The 19,077-nt window shown below is 71.9% G+C and carries 13 protein-coding genes; 4 read left to right on the plus strand and 9 right to left on the minus strand.

What is annotated here, in order from left to right:
- Window positions 1-48: 48 nt before the first annotated feature.
- A complete protein-coding gene (locus tag OG194_RS16045) occupies window positions 49-1,245 on the minus strand; it encodes a hypothetical protein (RefSeq protein ID WP_442811568.1) in 1,197 nt (398 codons plus the stop codon).
- A 275-nt stretch (window positions 1,246-1,520) separates the two neighbouring features.
- On the opposite strand from OG194_RS16045, the gene OG194_RS16050 reads away from it, so the two are divergent.
- The gene (locus OG194_RS16050) at window positions 1,521-3,035 is read left to right on the plus strand and encodes a hypothetical protein (RefSeq protein ID WP_442811792.1); all 1,515 of its coding nucleotides are present in this window, start codon (window positions 1,521-1,523) and stop codon (window positions 3,033-3,035) included.
- Between the two features lie 163 nt (window positions 3,036-3,198).
- On the opposite strand, the gene OG194_RS16055 is transcribed toward OG194_RS16050, so the two are convergent.
- The 6 genes from OG194_RS16055 to OG194_RS16080 form a co-directional block, all read right to left on the minus strand.
- Window positions 3,199-5,913, minus strand: a complete 2,715-nt coding sequence (locus OG194_RS16055) for a SpoIIE family protein phosphatase (RefSeq protein ID WP_327401525.1) — start codon at window positions 5,911-5,913, stop codon at window positions 3,199-3,201.
- 262 nt (window positions 5,914-6,175) lie between these two features.
- A complete protein-coding gene (locus OG194_RS16060) occupies window positions 6,176-6,583 on the minus strand; it encodes an ATP-binding protein (RefSeq protein WP_442811793.1) in 408 nt (135 codons plus the stop codon).
- Between the two features lie 154 nt (window positions 6,584-6,737).
- A complete protein-coding gene (locus tag OG194_RS16065; RefSeq protein WP_327401527.1) occupies window positions 6,738-7,151 on the minus strand; it encodes a (deoxy)nucleoside triphosphate pyrophosphohydrolase in 414 nt (137 codons plus the stop codon).
- Between the two features lie 31 nt (window positions 7,152-7,182).
- Window positions 7,183-7,374: an SPOR domain-containing protein gene (locus OG194_RS16070; protein WP_327407094.1), complete on the minus strand. Its 192-nt coding sequence runs from the start codon at window positions 7,372-7,374 to the stop codon at window positions 7,183-7,185.
- A 366-nt stretch (window positions 7,375-7,740) separates the two neighbouring features.
- Window positions 7,741-8,493, minus strand: coding sequence for a GntR family transcriptional regulator (locus OG194_RS16075; RefSeq protein WP_327401528.1), 753 nt, complete (start codon window positions 8,491-8,493; stop codon window positions 7,741-7,743).
- Between the two features lie 147 nt (window positions 8,494-8,640).
- Window positions 8,641-10,005 carry a DUF4190 domain-containing protein gene (locus OG194_RS16080; RefSeq protein WP_327401529.1) on the minus strand — a complete coding sequence of 455 codons (1,365 nt, stop codon included), beginning with the start codon at window positions 10,003-10,005 and terminating at the stop codon, window positions 8,641-8,643.
- Window positions 10,006-10,120: 115 nt separating this feature from the next.
- On the opposite strand from OG194_RS16080, the gene OG194_RS16085 reads away from it, so the two are divergent.
- From OG194_RS16085 to OG194_RS16095, 3 genes are all read left to right on the plus strand, one after another.
- On the plus strand, window positions 10,121-11,311 hold the full coding sequence (locus tag OG194_RS16085) for a serpin family protein (protein WP_327401530.1): 1,191 nt from the start codon (window positions 10,121-10,123) through the stop codon (window positions 11,309-11,311).
- 141 nt (window positions 11,312-11,452) lie between these two features.
- Entirely contained in the window at window positions 11,453-12,661 is a 1,209-nt protein-coding gene (locus OG194_RS16090) for a serpin family protein (protein WP_327407095.1), read from the plus strand.
- 487 nt (window positions 12,662-13,148) lie between these two features.
- Window positions 13,149-15,785 (plus strand): discoidin domain-containing protein, encoded by a 2,637-nt coding sequence (locus OG194_RS16095; protein WP_327401531.1) that lies wholly within the window; start codon window positions 13,149-13,151, stop codon window positions 15,783-15,785.
- Between the two features lie 25 nt (window positions 15,786-15,810).
- On the opposite strand, the gene OG194_RS16100 is transcribed toward OG194_RS16095, so the two are convergent.
- Together OG194_RS16100 and OG194_RS16105 are read right to left on the minus strand one after the other, a co-directional pair.
- The gene (locus OG194_RS16100) at window positions 15,811-18,042 is read right to left on the minus strand and encodes a DEAD/DEAH box helicase (RefSeq protein WP_327401532.1); all 2,232 of its coding nucleotides are present in this window, start codon (window positions 18,040-18,042) and stop codon (window positions 15,811-15,813) included.
- Window positions 18,043-18,153: 111 nt separating this feature from the next.
- Window positions 18,154-18,984: an oxidoreductase gene (locus OG194_RS16105; protein ID WP_327401533.1), complete on the minus strand. Its 831-nt coding sequence runs from the start codon at window positions 18,982-18,984 to the stop codon at window positions 18,154-18,156.
- Window positions 18,985-19,077: the final 93 nt, after the last annotated feature.

Genomic DNA, 19,077 nt, shown 5'->3' on the forward strand with positions numbered 1-19,077 from the left:
CGGGCTGTGAACGGCACCCTGTTTTCACGGGACTTGAGCGCGCCGCGTTCAGCGCACCCAGCCCTCCCGGTACGCCGTCCAGTCCGCCTCCGTCGCCGCGAAGTCGACGTACAGGGCGACACCGAAGTTCGTACGGTCCGCGTCCGTGCGGGACAGGCCGAGGCGTACGCCTCGTACGGCGGCGGGGACGGTCTCGGCGGCGCCGTGGTGGCCGAACCGGTTCTCGTGAAAGAAGGGCAGGCCCATGAGGAGGTCGGTGTCGGCCGGGGTGACCTCCAGGGCGAGGGAGGTCTGTTGGGCGACGTAGCCGCCGTAGAGGCTCTGGAGGGGTTGCATCGTGTCGTACGACATGACGGCGATCTGGTCGACTCGGCGGGCGACCTGTCCGAAGTACGCCTGGGACCACCACTTGGGGTGGTTGGTGACGGTGCCCCAGAAGGAGTGGAAGGCGGGGAGCGGGTCTATCTGGTGGGCGGCGACGGAGAGTTGGGCGTGGTCGGCTCGGGTGACCTCGTGGAGTCTGTCGAGGAGGTCGAGGTAGTTCGCGTCGCCGGAGTGGAGGGGTTCCAGGTCGAAGTGGGCGCCCTCGAAGCCGGCGGCGAGGATCTGGCGGGTCGAGGCGACGATGGCGGTACGGGTCGCGGGGTTCTGCAGGCGCAGGCCGTCCGGGCTCTCGGTGGCGAGCTTGTCCCCCAGCCAGGCCTGTACGCGGACCCCGGGCAGCTCCCTGTGCACCGACTCGATCAACCACGCGGCCTTGGGATAGTCCGACTCCGGGAGGGTGCCGTCGTGTTCCAGGGGGCCTGAATGGACGTACAGGTCACGGATACCGGTACTTTTCAGCCGACCGGCCAGCGCTGCGATGTCGGCGTCGGTCTTACGCCCGTCCACCCAGGCATGCCCCAGCCAGATCGCGTCCTGGCCCCGGGTGTACGTACCGTCGGAGACCTCACCGGTGTAATTCAGGCGCAGGGCGATCTCGGCACCGAGGGCAGGCACCAACAGGGCAACCACAATCGCGACGAGGCTCCGCCGAACCCACTTCGATTTCCCACCCCGCCCACCCGTACTACTTTCGTCGTCGGCTGCGGGTGGCCCTTGTGGGGGTACGGCACCATCGGCGACCTCGGGTGGATCGGTCGCCGCAGGCGCGTCGGTCGCTTCGCTCCCTCCGCGCTTCCTCGTTTCCAGTTCCTCTGGCTCGGCTCCGTCCCCGACCCCCACACCCACTCGCCCCAAGCCCATCCACGACCCTGAACCCGAACCCCCTACACGCCCCATCCCCGAGCCACCCCTCCCCATAGCCGCACCCATCGCACCTCACCCAACCCCTCCCACTCCCCCGTCCCACCCCAGCCCCCTCCCGGTCGCGCGTCCGCAATCCTGCTCATACGCTCCGAAATGTGACGTCATCCTTGATACGGGGCCGGCCGCGGCGCGGGACCTCCCACATATCCGTGCGGGTGGGGCATGCCGTGTTGGGTGGGGCGGTCGGGGTCGTGTGGCTGGTGTTGCCGGTGATGACGATCAATGCGGAGGTTCCGGTTGCGGTGAGCCGGGGTGGGGCGGTCGCCGGTGCGGGCCGACAGGGGCAGCAAGAGGCTGAAGGGGGCTCCGGTGCCGACCTGGTTCTCCCCCTCGTCGCCGTCGGCGGCGTAGGCGTACTCGCGGGGTACGGGTATGTACGGCGTACCCGTAGGGCCCGTACCCGTACTACTCCCGGTGTCGGTGTCGGGGTCGTGTCCCCCCAACCCCCCGTCACCCCTCTCCCCGTACTCGAACGCCAAGCCGGTGCCGCCCTCGTCCAGGCCGACGACTGCCTGCGCACCAGCCGTGAGGAACTCGCCTTCGTCCAGGACCGGTTCGGGGACACGGCCGTCGAACCGTTCGTACGGGCCCTGCGGGACGCCGAGCGCGAGCTCTCCGCCGCCTTCGCGATACGCCAACGCTACGACCGAGGCGTCCCGGAACCGAAAGAGGAAGCCGCCCGGCGGCAGGCCCTCGCCGGCATCGTCGGACGGTGTGCCGAGGCCGGGCGGCGGTTGGACAGCGAAGCGCCCGCCTTCGATCAACTCCGGGCGTTGGAGGAGGAGTTGGACGACGCCCTCGGCGTCGCGGAGGTCCGGTTCCGGGAACTCGCCGGCCGTACAGGGGGCGTCGACGCCACCCTCGCCGACCTCCACGCCCGCCACCCCTCACCCTCACCCTCGGCCTCGATCACCACCGTCACCGGATACGTCGAACAGGCCAAGGACCGGCTCGTGTTCGCCACCACCCACCTCAACCAGGCCCGGCAGGCAGCCGACTTGGGACACTCCGGCGAGTCCATACGCTCCCTCCGCGCCGCCGAGGGCGCCATCAGTCAGGCCGACACCTTCCTGAGCGATGTCGACCGGCTCGCCAACTCACTCGCCGCCGCGGCGAAGTTGGTGCCCGCCACGCTCACCGGCGCCGAAGCCGACATCGCAAGGGCAACGGCAACGGCACGGGCACGGGCACGGGCAACAACCGGGACAACCGCGGGGCCCCTCCACACCCACCTCGCCCACGCCCACACCACCCTCGCCGCCATCCGAGAAGAACTCACCCGCGACCGCCCCCACGTCCACGACCCCCTCGACGCCCTGCGCCGCATCGTCCAGGCCATGCAGCCGCTGGGCGGGACACGGGACGGAGTCCTCAGCGTCGCCGCGTGGCTCGTCGCGCGGAACGACGTCGGCTCGGCGGACGGTTTCATCGCGACGCACCGGGGTGCCGTGGGCGTAGAAGCCCGCACCCGGCTGGCCGAGGCGGAGCTGCTGCTCACCACCGACCCCGCCGCGGCCGACGTACCCGCGCTGGAGGCCCGCGAGTCGGCCGAGCAGGACGTCCGTGTGCACGGGAACCCGTACGCCGGTGCCGCCGACGAGCACACGAGCGGGGTCGGCGGGGCGGTACTCGGTGGAATCCTCCTCGGCGAGGACCCGGACGGCGGCCCACCCCTCACCTTCGGCGGACCGGCCACACGAAAGCGCCGCGCGCTCCCGCCGACGTAGAACACCGCAGTCGGCATCGACAGGCACCCGACGCATACACAAGCCGGACCGCAAGCCGGACCACCAGCCGGCCGCCCCCAGAACAACGAAAGCAGCCGGAATCACCGGAGCCGTAGCTGTAGCCGTAGCCGTAGCCCGAGCCCCCTAGCCCTAGCCCTAGCCCTCAGAACAGGCTCAGCAACGCCTCCGCCGGGTCCACCAACCCGTTCTCCCCGTCCGGCAACGGCAGTTCGAACCACACCGTCTTTCCGCGTGGCGTCCGGCGGGAGCCCCACGCCGCCGACAGGAGGCCGACCAGTTGCAGGCCCCGGCCGCCCTCGTCCGTGTCGCGGGCGCGGCGGCGGCGCGGCTGGACCAGGCCCGCGTCCCAGACCTCGCACACCAGGGTGCGGTCCAGCAGCAGACGGAGCCGGATCTCGCCCTCGCCGTACCGCAGCGCGTTCGTCACCAGTTCGCTGACCAGCAACTCGGCGGTGTCGATGAGGGGTTCGAGGTCCCAGGACTGGAGGCGGGCGCGGGCGTACTCGCGGGCGCGGCCCACGCTGCGTGGTTCGCGCGGCAGGGTCCAGTCGCCGACCGAGTCGGCCGGCAGGCCCTGGACGCGGGCCATGAGGAGCGCGATGTCGTCCTCGCCGTGGTGGGTGTCGAGGGTGCTGAGGACGTGGTCGCAGACGTCCTCCAGGTCGCGGTGGGTCTCGGCGTTCAGTGCCGCCGCGGTGGGCGGGTTGCCGTCGGACGAACCACGGGTCGCCGGGTCCGTCAACGCGCCTACGAACGCCTGGAGGCCCTCGTCCAGCGGGTGGTCGCGGGACTCGACCAGTCCATCCGTGTAGAGCGCCAGCAGTGCGCCTTCGGGGAGTTCGACCTCCACCTCCTCGAAGGGCTCGCCGCCGACCCCTAGGGGCATACCCGGTGGGACGTCGAGCATCAGCGCGGCCTCGCCCGGTTCCACCAGGACCGGCGGGAGGTGGCCCGCGTTGGCGAAGGTGCAGCGCCTGGTCACCGAGTCGTAGACCGCGTAGATGCAGGTGGCCAGATACACCTCGGCCAAGTCCGCCTCGCGGGGGCGGCGGGCCGCCCGGGTGGCCTGCTGGACTCCGCCGGGTGTGCCGAGGCCGCGGGCGATCTCGTCCAACGCCGAGAGGACTTCGGCTGGTTCGAGGTCCAGGAGGGCCAACGTGCGGACGGCCGTGCGGAGTTCGCCCATCGCCACCGCCGCGCGTAGACCGCGTCCCATCACGTCTCCGACCACCAACGCGGTGCGGTGGCCGGGGAGTTCGATGACGTCGAACCAGTCGCCGCCGACCTCGGTCGCCGCGTTCCCGGGCAGGTAGCGGCAGGCGATGTCGAGGCCGGAGGCCTCCGGGTCGCCGGGCGGGAGCAGGGACCGTTGCAGTATCAACGCCCGTTCGTGCTCACGCCGGTACAGCCGCGCGTTGTCGATACAGACGGCGGCCCGCGCCGCCAGCTCCACCGCGAGATCCCGGTCCCGGTCCCCGAACGGCTCGCTGCCCTTCGTCCGGGCGAACTGCGCGAGTCCTACGACGGTGTCGTGGGCGACCATCGGCACGGCCAGCGTGGACTGGACCGGGCCGCCCTCCTCGGCGGGGACGTACTGCGGGCGGGCGGTGCGCAGGGCGTCCGCGCAGGGCGAGTTGAAGGGGTAGTGGTGGACCGCGCCGACCGCGACAGGTGCGCCGCCGCCCACGAAGGGGGCGTCGGAGACCGCGCTGGCGAAGGCCACCCGGCGGAGTTCCGCGCTGCCGTCGGCACGCCCTGGCGGGGTCTCGTCGCCGGCCAGGAGGCCCTGGTAGAGGTCGACGGTCGCGAGGTCGCAGAAGCCGGGGACGACGACGTCGAGGAGTTCGCGGGCCGTGGTCTCCAGGTCGAGGGAGTTCCCGATCCGGGCGCCGGCCTCGTTCAGAAGGGCGAGATTGCGCCGCGCGGAGGCGGCCTCGCGGGCGGCTGCGCGGCGGGCGGTGACGTCGGTGCCGAGCCAGGCGATGCCGATGGGGCGGCCGCTGCCGCTGTGCACGCGGTAGAGGTTGATGGACCAGTGCCGGCGCTCTTCGGAACCGGGTACCAGGCCGGTGACATGCATGTCCGTGATGGAGTTGCCGGTCTCCAGGACGCGGCGCAGGGTGGCGGTGACCCGCTCGGCCTCGGGGCTCTGCAGATAGTCCTGCACGCCCCGGCCCCGGTGGTCGTCGGGGCTGCCGCCGAAGGTGTTGGCGATCTGCTGGTTGGCCCGCCGGACCCGCAGGTCGGGGTCGATCAGCAGGAACCCGAACGGAGATTGACCGAATATCGACTGCGAGGCGGCGAGATCGGTCTCGATACGACGCAGGATGCGGACGTCGACGACGATGCAGACGGCGGCCCGCTCGCCCTCCTCGGTCCGGGTCGGCATCACATAGACCTCGGCGAGACCCTCCTTGCCCGGCTCGCCCCCGGCGGTCCCCGGCGCCTTGAAGGGGACCACTCCGGTCCACTCCCGGCCGTCCAGGATCTCGGCCATCTTCCGCTGGCCGCGCTCGTGCAGTTCGGGGTCGACGAACGCCTCGATGGGATCCATGCCCACCGCGCGCTCCGTGGGGATGCCGAACAACTGCTCGGCCCGCAGGCTCCACTGGTCGACGAGCCCGTCGGGGCCTATGGAGAAGGAGGCGACCTTGATGTAGTCGTAGATCGAACCGGGTGGGCTGCTCTGCCACATGGCGTCGCCGACGGTCATCGCCTCGCCGCCGGACACACCCGCCATGACGTCGGCGACGGTCACGCCGTCGTCTCCGGGCACGTCGATGCGACTCGCGGCCTCAGCCCTCGCGCGGTCCGACGGGTCCTCGGACTCCGTGGCCTTCGCTGGTATCTCGCTCACGCGAACCGTCCCCTCCAGCTCACCGCGTCCGGTACCGGTCACCGGGGGCGGCTGCCCGCAGTATCCAGCACTACGGCGCCGCACAACACGGTGTTCACGATCACAGGACAATCCCGATGCATTTCGGACCTGCCTGCGACAACACTCCCAGTCTTCTAACCAGCGGACACGCAGTCGAACCACGCCGATCGACAACCGTCACAGGCCTGGACCACTCGATGGACACGACTGTCCGGTTCGTACAGCTGTGTTCGGCCCCGGTTCACCCGGGTACGGCCAGCTCGAACCACACGGTCTTGCCCGTCCCGCCGGGCCGGGTGCCCCAGCGGACGCAGGCGCCGGCGACCAGTTGGAGACCCCGGCCGCTCTCGTCCTCGGGGCGGGCGACGCGTTCGCGGGGCGGATCGGGCAGCGGGTCGGAGACCTCGACCAGCAGCACACCGGCCGGGCCGACGGGCCGGACCAGCCGGACGCCGATGGGGCCGGTGGCGTGCCGCAGCGCGTTGGTCACCAGCTCACTGACGAGCAGCGCCGCGATGTCGGCGAGGGCGTCGAGGTCCCAGTCCCGCAACTGGCCGCGGACGGCGACGCGCGCGGTGCGGACGGCTCCGGGGTCCGCGGGAAAGGTCCACTCGGCGCAGTCGCCTTCGGTGTCGATCAAGCCGATCACATCCCGGGCCAGCCAGCTCACCCATGTCCGATTTCATGGGGTTAATGGGCACATACCCGATATTCAGGGCCCGGTACCGTCCCCGAGGGCGCACTGTGGCACGAACGGCGTACGCCGGGTTCGGCGCGCTCCGCCATCTCGGCCTACGACGACTTCAGCGCGCCCCCGCGTCGAGGAGCGCGAGTGTCTCCCGTACGGCGGGCACGTCCTGGTCGAGCCAGTCGACGGTCCAGATGTCGGCGGGGGTGAGCCAGCGCAGTTCGTCGTGGTCTTCGAGGGGCGCGGGCTCCGCGGAGCCCGGGAGCAACCGGGCCGTCCAGACCTGGAGGACGTACGGCGGCTTCAGCGGCCACTCCCCCGGGACGCGCTCCACGGTCTCGGCGTCGACGCCGAGTTCCTCGCGCAACTCGCGCACCAGCGCGGCATCGGGGCGCTCTCCGGGTTCGACCTTGCCGCCGGGGAGTTCCCAGCGTCCGGCCAGTTCGGGAGGTGCGCTGCGGCGGGCGGCGAGCAGTCGGCCGCCGTCGTCGAACAGGGCGGCGCCGACCACCACGATCCGTGTCGTCATGCGCCGGAGCCTACGGGGTGCCGGGGCGCGGTCAGTTGCGGGTGGCGTCCTCGCTCTGCCCGATCCGCTCGACCCAGTACAGCTGCTTGTGTCCGCGGTCGTCAAGGCTGTCCGCGGTCTTCTGGGCCTCGGCGCGGGTCGCGTACCGCCCCACGCGGTAGCGATTGCCGTTGTCGTCCTGCCGTATCACGAGCCAGGGAAGAGTGATCGTGCCGTCGTTCATCGCCATCGCGCCCCTCCGCCTCCCGCTCGCGGTTCGTGCCGTGCCCCACCCCATAAGGAAACCGCAATACGCATATGCCGGAGCCTACGCCTAACCTTCACGCAGCGAATACGGGTTTTCACAAAGAGGTACGCAACCAGCCAGGACGGAGGGGGCGCACGATGACGAACGCGCCGTTGGCGCACCTCGATGCATCCGGTGAGAGGCACGCTACAGGCGCCGTGAACCACCTGCGAGAAAGACCGGAATCCAACGGCGCCCGAGACAGGGCGGATTGACTGGTTCCGGCGACAAATGCCGTAAGGGGTGGACTACTTCACTCTGAGCGCACTCCTCGGTGCGCCGCTCGATGCTCCGCTCGGTGCGCTACTTGACCGGCAGGTGGTAGGCGATCCGGTAGCGGTCGGCCGGGACCACGACGTCGGCCGTCTCCACCGGGCGACCCGAGGCGTAGTACGTGCGCTGGATGACGAGGACCACATGCCCGGGGACTCCCCCCAGGGCGAGCAGCTCCTCGGCGAGGCCCGGCCGGGCGCCGACCTCCTCGGTGACGTTGTCGACGACGACGTCGATCGCGCGCATCCGCTCGACGACCCCCATGCCGCCGAGGGGGCCCTCCTCGGGCAGCATCACGGGCGTACGGCCGGTCACCGCGAGGGGTTCCCAGGACGTGGAGAGCATCATCGTCTCGCCGGCGTCCCGGAACACGTACTTCGTGCACATCACGCGGTCACCGGACTGGAGGGCGAGCCGCTCGGCGATCGTGGCGCTCGCCTCGGCCTGCTCACTGCTGGACTCCCAGGTGCCGCGCGCCTCCCCCTCGGACTGCTCCTGCCGGAACGGGGTCGCGCCGGCCGGCGGCCGGAACCCGGAGCGGGAGACGCGCCGCGGCACGGGACGCTCGCGCACGTACGTCCCCGACCCGGAGCGGCCCTCGACCAGCCCCTCGGCCATCAGCACCTTGCGCGCCTCCAGCGCGACCGTGTCGGAGACCCCGTACTCCTCGCGGATCCTGGCCTGCGAGGGCAGCCGGGTGTGCGGGGGCAGCTGGCCGTCGACGATCTTCTTGCGGAGATCACCCGCGACGCGCAGATACGCCGGCTGCTCACCGAATGTCACTGGCCACTCCCATCAGGTTGTACAGACAGCAACAGCCTGGCAACCGTGGGTTGTGCCATGCAAGCAAAGGCCAGAGAATCACTCGATGTGATGACTTATACCCGGCGTGGGCTTTACCCAGGCACTTTCTCCCCGCTATAGGAGCCCTCACACCTCCATGCCGCCGGCACCTCCCCCGCCGTCCCCGCCACCGTCGTTCCGGTCGTACGACGGAGGGGTCGTGGCGAGCCCCAGAGCCTTGCGGGCGGTGACCGACTTCTGAGGGTCGATCAGGTCGGCGCCCTTGTCGTAGTACCCGTAGAACTCGTCGGCGTCGGAGGCCTCGGCCGCCTTCGCCCACTCCTTCTGCGCCGCCCGCAGATCCTTGACCAGGGCCGCGACCGGCTTGTCGGAACCACCGGCCCACTCATGACTCTCCAGCAGATCGGCCTGCCGGGTCAGCGCGGTGGAGACCCGGCCCGCCCAGGCCCTGTGCCCCGGCAGGTCGTCCTCGACGTACCGCGCGTCGGGGGCCGAGTCCAGCGCCGAGTTGAGGACGTGGGCCGCCTTCAGATACGCGACCTGGTCGGAGTCGAGGGTCGTGGCGTCGTTGCGCAGCGAACCGCCGGGCAGGCTCGCCTCCTCGTCCGTGTTGCCGAACACGCAGGTGATCTCGCGGTCGCCCAGACTCCAGCTCTGCGAGGTCGGGGTGACGTAGTAGATGTCCACGTCGTCGGGCACGGCCCAGCCGTCCATGGCGTAGGCGTCCTGGAGGGCGTAGCACTTGTCGTCGGCGGTGGCGGTGACCTTCTTGTCCCCCGGGTACGAGCCGCTCCCCATCCGCACGACGGCGAACACCTCCCCGTCGTGCTCGCCGTCGCAGGACACCACGTCGAAGTCGTACGTCATCCCCTCCAGCGAACCGCTGGGCGCGTCGAAGCACTCGCCCTTCACCGGGGAGGCGCTGGAGTTGTTCCGCGCGCTGTCCTCGACGTCGTCCCAGAACCCGGTCGCCGCGCCGGTCGCCCCGAGCACCCACACCACCAGCCCGAACGCCGACAGCACCATCCCGGCCGCCGCCATGCTCCGCCCGCGCTCGCCCCGCTTCTTGATCTGGTTCAGCGAGATCAGCCCGAGGAGGACTCCGACCCCCGGTACGCAGCACAGGATGCCGAGCACGAGAGCGGCGACGGACATGCCGTTGAGGGGCGCGGGGTTGTTGTACGGGGTGTAGCCCTGGGCCCAGGTCTGGTAAGGCTGCGGACCGTAGGGACCCGGAGGGGTCTGCGGGCCTTGGGGGTACGGGGCGTAGGGGTTCTGCGGCGGTGTCCCGTACGGGGGTTGGGGCTGCGCGCCGTAGGGGATGTGCGGGTCCTGCGCGGGCGGGGCGTACGGGTCCGCTGACGGCGGGGCGTACGGGTTGTACGGGGTGGATGCCTGCGGGGATGGAGCCTGGGCCGGGGGCTGGTCCTGGGGGCTCTCGGGACCCTGGGTGGGCGGCCCTTGGGGCTCCGGGGGCGGGGGTATGGACACCGGTTACCGTGCTCCTGGTTCGGGCGGGGATCTCCGGAGGGAGAGCTGGAGATCTTCAGATGCGGAACTGACGTACGACTTGGCGCATGGTAAGCGTGAGGTGAGCGGGGGCGGAATGCGGGTTGGGCGGGAGACCGTACGGGCGGTGAACGCGCTTACGGCGCGGTGGGCGGGGGCGGTCGACGGGGGCACGGTGTTCTCGGCGGCGGGGGTGTGGCCGTTGCTGGCGCTGTTGGCGGACGGTGCCGGGGGTGCGGCGCGGGCGGAGCTGGCGGACGCGGTGGGGGTGTCGGCGGGGCAATCCGCCGCCGCGGCGCGGGAGTTGCTGGGCGGGCTGGCCGCGATGCGAGGTGTGGACTCGGCGCTCGGGTTGTGGACGAAGCGGACGCTGGAGCTGCGGGAGGCGTGGGCGGCGGGGCTGCCGGCCGAGGCACACGGGGTACTCACGGGTGACCTCGGCGCCGACCGCGCGGCCCTGGACACATGGGCGGCGAAACGGACCGGCGGATTGATCGAGCGGATGCCGGTGGCACTGACCGACGCCACCGAACTGGTGCTGGCGAGCGCGCTGGCCCTGCGCACGGAGTGGCTGCGGCCGTTCGACGAGGTGCCGATGGAGAGCCTGTACTGGAGCGACCGGGTCCCGCTCGGCCTGTTCCGCAGCACGGCCGTCCTGGACCGGATCGGCGTCGCGGACACATCGGACGGCCATGTCACCCGGCTGAAGGTGCTGGGCAGTACGGCGATCGACGTCCATCTCCTGCTCGGGGAGGAGGGGATGACGTCCGGGCAGGTGCTCAGGGCGGGCGTGGGCATCCTGGACGGCCGTCATCCCGTAGTACCCGGAGACCGACTCCCCTACGGGGACCCGGGCCCGGGCCTGAACGTGGCAAAGGAACGCTGCACGAGCCCACAACCACCCTCGCTCGACGTGACGACGGTGGCGTACGACATGAGTGCGCACCATGATCTCCTGCGCCTGCACCGCCTGTTCGGCCTCACGACGGCGCGGGACGCCACGGTGGGTCACTTCCCCGGGATCAGCCAGTTCCCGCTGGCCATCGGGTCGGCGGAACAGTCCACGATGGCGAGGTTCGGCGCACGCGGCTTCCGCGCGGCGGCGGTGACGGCCTTCGACGCCATCGGCGCCTCCGGAGTACCGGATCTCCGCTACGTGACCACCACCATCACCGCCCGCTTCGACCGCCCCTTCGCGTTCCTCGCCCTGCATCGCCACTCACGGCTGGTACTGGCGGCGGGCTGGGTCACGGAACCGGAGCTGTTCCCCGAGCAGGACCGGAGCTGATCATCGGGGCTGATCATCGGGGGCGGAGCGGCCGACGATAGCCTTCCCGTGCGCGATCTTGTGATCGGGCGATCTTGCGCTACGGGACTCACGGGGGCGGAATTGGGAGCGGTTCAGGGCGCGGTGGTTGGGCGTGCGGAGATCGAGGGCTCGGCGGTCGGTGGGACCGTCGACGCGGTCAATCGGCTGACGGCGCGTTGGGCCGGCTCGGTGACCGGGTGCTCGGTGTTCTCGGCGGCCGGGGTGTGGCCGTTGCTGGCGTTCCTCGCCGACGGGGCGTGGGGGGCCGCGCGGGCGGAGCTCGCGGACGCGGTGGGGGTACCCGCCGACCAAGCGGCCGCCGCCGCGCGGGAGTTGCTGGCCGGGATGGGGTCGATGCCCGGGCTGAACTCCGCGCTCGGGCTGTGGACCCGGCGCGAACTGGCCGTACGGGAGGAGTGGCGGGCCGGGCTGTCGGCGGGCACGCACGGTGTGCTCACCGAGGATCTCCCGGCCTCGCAGCGGGCGTTGGACGTGTGGGCGGCCGAGCGGACGGGCGGGCTCGTCGAGCGGATGCCGGTCACCTTGGACGAGGACGTGCTGATGGTCCTGGCGAGTGCGCTCGCGCTCCGGACCGAATGGCCGCGCCCCTTCGACGAGTTGATGCTCCGCCCCGACTCCGGGCCTTGGCAGGGGCGGCAGTTGGCCGGCCTGCACCGCACCGGCGTCCGTCTCGATCGGGTCGGCGTGGCGAGCGGCCCGTACGGCTACGTCACCGAGCTGAAGGTCCCCGGCGACAACGGGATCGACGTCCACCTGTTGCTCGGCGAACAGCGCATGACCCCAGGCCAGGTGCTGGGCACGGGAGTTGACGTCCTGGCCCGCCGGCTTCCCGTGGTCCCGAGCGGCCAACTCCCGTACGGCGACGTGGGACCGGGCCTGCGCGTCGAGCAACAACGCTGTGCCACACCGCAACCGCCGGAGCTGTCCGTCACGACCGTGGCGTACGACATGCGGGCCCGGCACGATCTCCTGGACCTGCACGGCCTGTTCGGGCTCACGACGGCGATGGACACCGGCGACGGCCACTTCCCCGGCATCACCCCGACCCCGCTGGCCATCGGCCAGGCCGAACAGTCCACGGTGGCCCAGTTCGGCGCCCTCGGCTTCCGCGCCGCCGCGGTGACCGCGATCGCTCCAGCCCCCGGCGGTGCCCGGCCCGACCTCCGCCACACGACCACCGTCGTCACCGCCCGCTTCGACCGCCCGTTCGGCTTCCTGGCCGTACACCGGGAGTCCCGCCTGATCCTGACAGCGGGCTGGGTCACCGACCCGACGCCGTACGGGAACGGGCCGAATCCCGTGCACTGACGCGACGGGTGTCCCCATCGACCGGGGGCCGTCGGCCGGGGCGGACACCCGCCTCGCGACCGATCCCGTCCGTGGGAACCCCTCGTACCCCACGTCCCGATCCGACGGCACCTCCATCGGCCGGTGGGCGGCATTCGCCCTTCGACCACCCCGTCCGAGGCCCCGGCACCCCACGCGCCGATCCGACAGCGCGCCCCATCAGCCGGTGCCCGGTGGCAGGCACCCGCCCCGCGGCCCACCCCATCCGCGAGAACCCCCGCACCCCACGCGCCGCCCCGACAGCGCGCACCCCACCAGCCGGTGCCCGGTGACAAGCACCCGCCCCGCGGCCCACCCCATCCGCGAGAACCCCCGCACCCCACGCGCCGCCCCAAAGACGCACCCTCATCAACCAGCGGACAACACCCGCCCTTCAACCACCCCCCGTCCGTGGGAACCCCCCGCGCGCCACCCGCCCCCACCCCGCAGCGCACCCCATCGTCGAACGGTGCCCAAACCTACCCGTCTGCTGCTCCCGCTCCTCGCCGCCGCCCTGCTGCTCCCTCTCCCCCTTCCCTCGGCGTCAGCCGAACCCCTCCCCCACGCTCACCCCCGCGACGACTGCGACGCGCGCGGCTGGGCGCCCTCGGCAACCCGGATCGACCCGGCCGACACGTACCACCCCTACGTCGGCAACGGTTACCTCGGTACCCGGGTCCCGCCCGCCGGTGCGGGGTACGCCGCGTCCGGGGAGAAGACCGGCTGGCCGCTCTACACGCCGCGTTACGACGGCGCGTTCGTCTCCGGTCTCTATGGACGGGGGCCCGCGAACACGGCCGGCCGTGAGGCTCTCGCCGCGCTCCCGAACTGGACCGGGCTCGATGTCACGGCGGGCGCCGAGACGTACGGCGGTGGGGGCGCCGGCGGCCGGGTCAGCCGCTACCGTCAGATCCTCAACCTCCGTTGTGGGTACGTCCGTACATCCCTCACCTGGACCACCACGGACGGTCGCCGCACCGACCTCGTCTACGACGTCCTCGCCGCCCGCGACGACCCGCACACCGGCGCCGTACACCTGCGCGTGACCCCGCACTGGGACGGCCGACTCACCCTCACCGACCGCCTCGACGGCCGTGGCGCCCGCCGTGTCACGCAGACCGACGGCGGGCACGTCGGCGAACACACCATCGGTGTGGCGTTCCGCACGGAGGGGACCGGTGTCGACGGGGCCGTCGCGTCTGTGCTGGATGCGTCCGGGCGGCGTGCCCAACAGCCCCGCAAGCAGGGTGAGTTGAGTGCCAGTCAGGGCACCGTTCTCCCCGTCCGCTCCGGGCGTACCTACACCGCCACCAAGTACGTCGGCGTCGACACCGCCCTCACCTCCCACGACCCCCGTTCCGCCGCCCAGGACGCCGCAGGGCGGGCCGCGCGGCGGGGATGGGACGCGCTGCTCGCCTCGCACAGTGCCGCCTGGCGGGCGTTGTGGGCGTCCGACATCGAGATTCCCGGCCACTCGGACCTCCAACTCTGGGCCCGTTCCGCCCAGTACGGGCTGCTGTCCGCGCTGCGGCCCGGTGCCCGGAACAGCATCGCGCCCGCCGGGCTGACCAGCGACAACTACGCCGGCATGGTCTTCTGGGACGCCGAGACCTGGATGTTCCCCTCACTGCTCGCGACCCACCCCGACCTCGCCCGCCCGGTCCTCGAATACCGGTACCGCACGCGCACGGCCGCCGCCGAGAACGCCGCGAAGACCGCGGTGAAGGGCCTGTTCTTCCCCTGGACGAGCGCGAGTCACGGCCGGCTGTGGAACGAGTGCCAGAGCTGGCAGCCGCCCCACTGCGTCACCCAGAACCACCTCCAGGGCGACATCGCCCTCGCCGCCTGGCAGTACTACCTCGCCACCGGCGACCGCACCTGGCTCCGCACCCGAGGCCGGCCCCTCCTCAACGGCCTTGCCCAGTACTGGACTTCGCGGGCGACCAAGAACTCCGACGGCTCGTACTCCGTCAAGGAGGTCGCCGGACCCGACGAGTACAGCAACGGCGTCAACGACGGCGTCTACACCAACGCCGTCGCCGCCACCGCCCTCCGCGCCGCCACCGACGTGGCCCACGTCCTCGGCACGACCGCCCCCGCCGACTGGCTCACCGTCGCGAACCGCCTGCGCATCCCCTACGACCCGAAGCGCAAGATCTTCCTCCAGTACGACGGCTACGGCGGCTCCCAGATCAAGCAGGCCGACACCGTGCTGCTGATCTACCCGCTGGAGTGGCCCATGCCGGCCGGTGCCGCGGCCGCCACCCTCGACTACTACGCCCAGCGCACCGACCCGGACGGCCCCGCCATGACCGACGCCGTCCACGCGATCGACGCGGCGGCGATCGGCGAACCGGGCTGTGTCGCGTACACCTTCCTGCGGCGGGCCTACCAGCCCTTCGCGCGCGGCCCGTTCGCCCTCTTCTCCGAGTCGCGCGGCGACAAGGCCGGCGCGTCCGACCCCCTCGCGGGCTCCCCCGCCCAGGACTTCCTCACCGGCAAGGGCGGCTTCCTCCAGGTCCTCACCCACGGCCTCACCGGCCTGCGGCTGCGCCCCGACGCCCTCCACCTCGACCCGACCCTGCCGCCCCAACTCGGCGACGGCGTACGCCTGTCGGGGCTGCGCTGGCGCGGTCGTACATACGACATCGCCATCGGTCCGGAGACGACGACGGTACGGCTGCGGTCGGGCGCGCCCTTCTCTCTGGAGACTCCCGAGGGGCGCCGCACCCTCTCCGGCACGGTCACCCTGAAGACCCGGCGCCCTGACCTCACCCCCACCACCGACCTGGCCCGCTGCCGACCGGCGACGGCCACTTCCTCCGTCTCCGGCCTCTACCCGGAGGCCGCCGTGGACGGCAGCCCCGCGACCGCCTGGTCCCCGGACGCCGACCGCGCGACCCTGACGGTCGACCTGGGGCGGACGGTGCGCGTCGGGGCCGTTCACCCCACGTGGACCAAGCAGCCGGGGTCGTACGCCGTCGACGTCTCGACCGACCGCCGTACCTGGCACACGCCCGACGGGACGCCCGCCCGGTACGTCCGCGTCACCGTACGGAGCGGCGGCAAGGGTGCCGCTCTCTCCGAACTCGACGTGCGCTCGTGACGGCCGAACACCCCTGAGGACAGCGTCAGTTGGTGGCCTCCGCCGCCAGTCTCCGCTGCTCCTCCTCCACGATGCGGCGGGCCAGCGTGGCGTCGGAGATGTCGATCGCGTCCGGGGTGGCGTCCGCGAGGGCGCTGCGCCGGGCGAAGGCGTCGAAGAGGCGGTCCTTGTTCTTGAGGATGGTCAGGAGCCGGTCGTCCACGCTGTCGGTGGCGAGCATGCGGTGCACCTGGACCGTGCGTATCTGGCCCATACGGTGGACGCGGGCCACGGCCTGGTGCTCCACCGTCGGCTTGACCTGGGGTTCGCAGAGGATGACCAGGGAGGCGGCCTGGAGGTTGAGGCCGACCCCACCCGCCTCGATCTGGGAGAGCAGGACGGCGTGGCCGGGGGCCTGGGTGAAGTCGTCGACGAACTGCTGTCGGCGGGCGGCCGGGACGCTTCCGGAGATGGGCCCGAACACCCCCTTCTTCAGGGGCCGTTCGAGTGCCTGCTCCACCGCCGTGAGCACGTCCCGGAAGTAGGAGAAGATCACCACCTTCACGCCGTTGCCCGCGGCCTCGGCGACCAGCTCCCGTAGGCGTTGCAGCTTCGCGGACTTCTCGGTGTCGGCGTAGGCGGCCCGGCGCATCGCCATGAAGTTGCCGTCGCCGACCGCGCGGTCGTACGCCTCGCGGTCGGCGACGCCGAGCTCGACCCACTCGTCGACCTGGACCAGGGCGGGCAGTTCGGTGAGCACGTCCTCCTGGTTGCGGCGGAGGTAGGCGGGGGCTACGGACTTGCGGAAGGCGTGCGGTCCGGCCGCCGCGGTGCCGTTGCGGACAGTCGGCAGCAGGTCGGGGCGGAGATGGCGGACGAGGGTGCGGAACTCCTCGACGTGGTTCTCCATGGGCGTGCCGGTGAGGAACAGGACGCGGTCGCAGCGCTCGGTCCACAGGGCGACCGATTTGGTGCGGCGGGTGTCCGGGTTCTTCACGTAGTGGGCCTCGTCCACGACGAGCATGCCCGGGGTGGGGCCGGTCGGTGCCTCGTTCTTGTCGGCCTTCGCCCTACCCGTCCGAGCTTTGGCCTCCGGCGCGGGCAAGGTGTGCAGCGTGTCGAACGTCGTGATCGCGACCCCACCCCGCTCGCCCCACTCCGCATAGGCCTCGTGCCGGTCCGGGCCGTGCACCGGCAGCGCGCGCAGGGTGCTGCGGGCGCCGATCTCGCGGGTCCAGTTGATCAGCACGCTGGCCGGGCAGACCACCAGGAAGTGGTTGTGCCCCTCGGCCGCGAGATGGGCCAGCGCGGCGATGGCCTGGACGGTCTTGCCGAGCCCCATCTCATCCCCGAGGACGACCCGCCGTTGCGCCAGGGCGAAGCGGGCGCCGAAGGACTGGTATCCGCGCAGGGAGACCCGGCGATGGGTGTCGTCCAACGGCTGGGCGTGTACGCGCTCGGCCAGCTCCGCCGGCAGGAAGCCCTCGCTCGCCGCGAGGTCCGGCTGCTGCCCGTCGACCTCTGCGAGCTGACTGTAGTACTCGGCGGACCGCAGCTCGAAGTCGACCCACGCCTCGATGTCGGAGACCGGCGGGCGCAGCAGGTCGGTGGAGGCCTGCGCGATCAGCAGCCGTACGTCCTTGGCGGCCGGGTCGGCGACCAGTTCGTGGAGTTCGGCGACCGCGGCGAGCGCGCTCTCCCGCCGTTTGCGACCGGCGAGCGCCAGCAACAGCCTGCTGCTGGCGGGCCGGGCCACGGGCAGCAGCGCGCCGAGCCGCTCGTCGAGCCTGGTGGCGGCGTCCAGGGCGCGGCGCAGTTCGGGTCCGGCCTCGACGAGCCGTTGCAGGGCGATGACCAGGGCCGTGGTGCGCGGCTCGGGGTGGTCGACGTCGATGCGGACGGACACGGTCTCCGCGACGGCCCGCGCGATCTGCCGGGCGGCGGCGAGGGCCCGGTCGGCGGTCTGCTGTCCTACGCCGGGCAGTTGCCGCAGCTGGTACCGGCTGGCCTCGTGCACCGCGCGCACGGAGGTGAGCCCCGCCGCCTCCACGGCCCCGAACCGCAACCGCCCCTCGGTGACGTCCTTCAGGCGGGCGACCGGGATGGACTCCAGCTCCTGCGCGACGAGTTCGGCTCGCAGTGGCTCCAGCGCGGAGCGGACGGTGGCGAGGGCGCGGGTGTGGTCCTCACGCAGGGCGCGCGCCACGTCGTAGAGCCGCGTGCCTCGCGTGCACAGCTCCCTGGCCCGCCGTCCGGCCCGTGGAAACTCGCCCTCCATGTCACCCCCCGCTCCCCATGCGTCTCGCTGTGCACCCATCGTGGCACGCGGCACTGACAACGGGAGCGGGAGCAGGCGGATGGGGGTTCTCAGCCGGCCGTCGGCCCTCCGTCAGGCGTCGAACGCCGTCGCCCGGGTCCGCTTCTCCCACGCCTCGACATCGCCGCGCACCTGGTCCAGGTGCCCGAGCACAGCGCCGATCGCGTCCTCGCCGAGCGGCAGGTGCAGCGGGGTCTCCTCGGCGTCGAGGGCGGCGAGGATGAGGGCCGCCGCCTTCGCGGGGTCGCCGGGCTGGACGCCGCCGCTGCTGTCGACGGCGCCGCGGGTCTCGCTCACGCGCGCGTACACCCCGCTGTCGGCGCTGACCCCGGCCCGGCTCGTGTCGAACAGCGCGGTCCGGAAGGCGCCCGGCTCGACGATCAGCACCTTGATGCCGAACTCGGCGACCTCGTCCGCGAGCCCCTCGGAGAGCCCCTCCAGGGCGAACTTCGTTCCGCTGTACGCCGAGAAGCCCGCGAAGGACATCTGCCCGCCCATGCTGCTCATCTGCACGATCGCCCCGGAGCGCCGCTCCCGCATGGACGGCAGCACCGCGCGCGTGAGGGCCGCGGGCCCGAAGACATGCAGGTCGAACAGGTCCCGCAGCTCCTGCTCGGTGGTCTCCTCGAAGGCCCCGACGTGCGTACGGCCCGCGTTGTTGACGAGCACGTCGATCCGCCCGTGCCGCGCCACCACGTCCCGCACGGCCGCCTCCGCCGCCCCCGTGTCGGTGACGTCGAGACGCAGCGCCTCCAGCTGGTCGGGACGGGCGGCGACGAGATCGTCCAGACCCTCGGTCCGCCGCGCCGCACCGACGACCACGTCACCGGCCGCGAGCGCCGCCTCGACGATCGCCCGCCCGAACCCGCTGCTCGCACCGGTGACCAGCCACACCTTGTTCATGACGTCTCCCCTTGAGATCCCTGATCCCTGTTGCCCAACTGCCGACCAGCGTGCTCCCGCCCCCGATCCCCCGTCCAAGACCTACGCTGATAA

Origin of the sequence: Streptomyces sp. NBC_01288 (genome assembly GCF_035982055.1) — a bacterium.
In the GTDB taxonomy this organism is placed as follows: Bacteria; Actinomycetota; Actinomycetes; order Streptomycetales; family Streptomycetaceae; genus Streptomyces.

What these genes read in the sequence shown, in the direction of transcription:
- OG194_RS16070 (WP_327407094.1), bottom strand. Translation starts at nt 7,374, where the DNA reads ATGAACGACGGCACGATCACTCTTCCCTGGCTCGTGATACGGCAGGAC.
- OG194_RS16050 (WP_442811792.1), top strand. Translation starts at nt 1,521, where the DNA reads ATGACGATCAATGCGGAGGTTCCGGTTGCGGTGAGCCGGGGTGGGGCG.
- OG194_RS16100 (WP_327401532.1), bottom strand. Translation starts at nt 18,042, where the DNA reads ATGGAGGGCGAGTTTCCACGGGCCGGACGGCGGGCCAGGGAGCTGTGC.
- OG194_RS16065 (WP_327401527.1), bottom strand. Translation starts at nt 7,151, where the DNA reads ATGACGACACGGATCGTGGTGGTCGGCGCCGCCCTGTTCGACGACGGC.
- OG194_RS16045 (WP_442811568.1), bottom strand. Translation starts at nt 1,245, where the DNA reads ATGGGCTTGGGGCGAGTGGGTGTGGGGGTCGGGGACGGAGCCGAGCCA.
- OG194_RS16085 (WP_327401530.1), top strand. Translation starts at nt 10,121, where the DNA reads ATGCGGGTTGGGCGGGAGACCGTACGGGCGGTGAACGCGCTTACGGCG.
- OG194_RS16105 (WP_327401533.1), bottom strand. Translation starts at nt 18,984, where the DNA reads ATGAACAAGGTGTGGCTGGTCACCGGTGCGAGCAGCGGGTTCGGGCGG.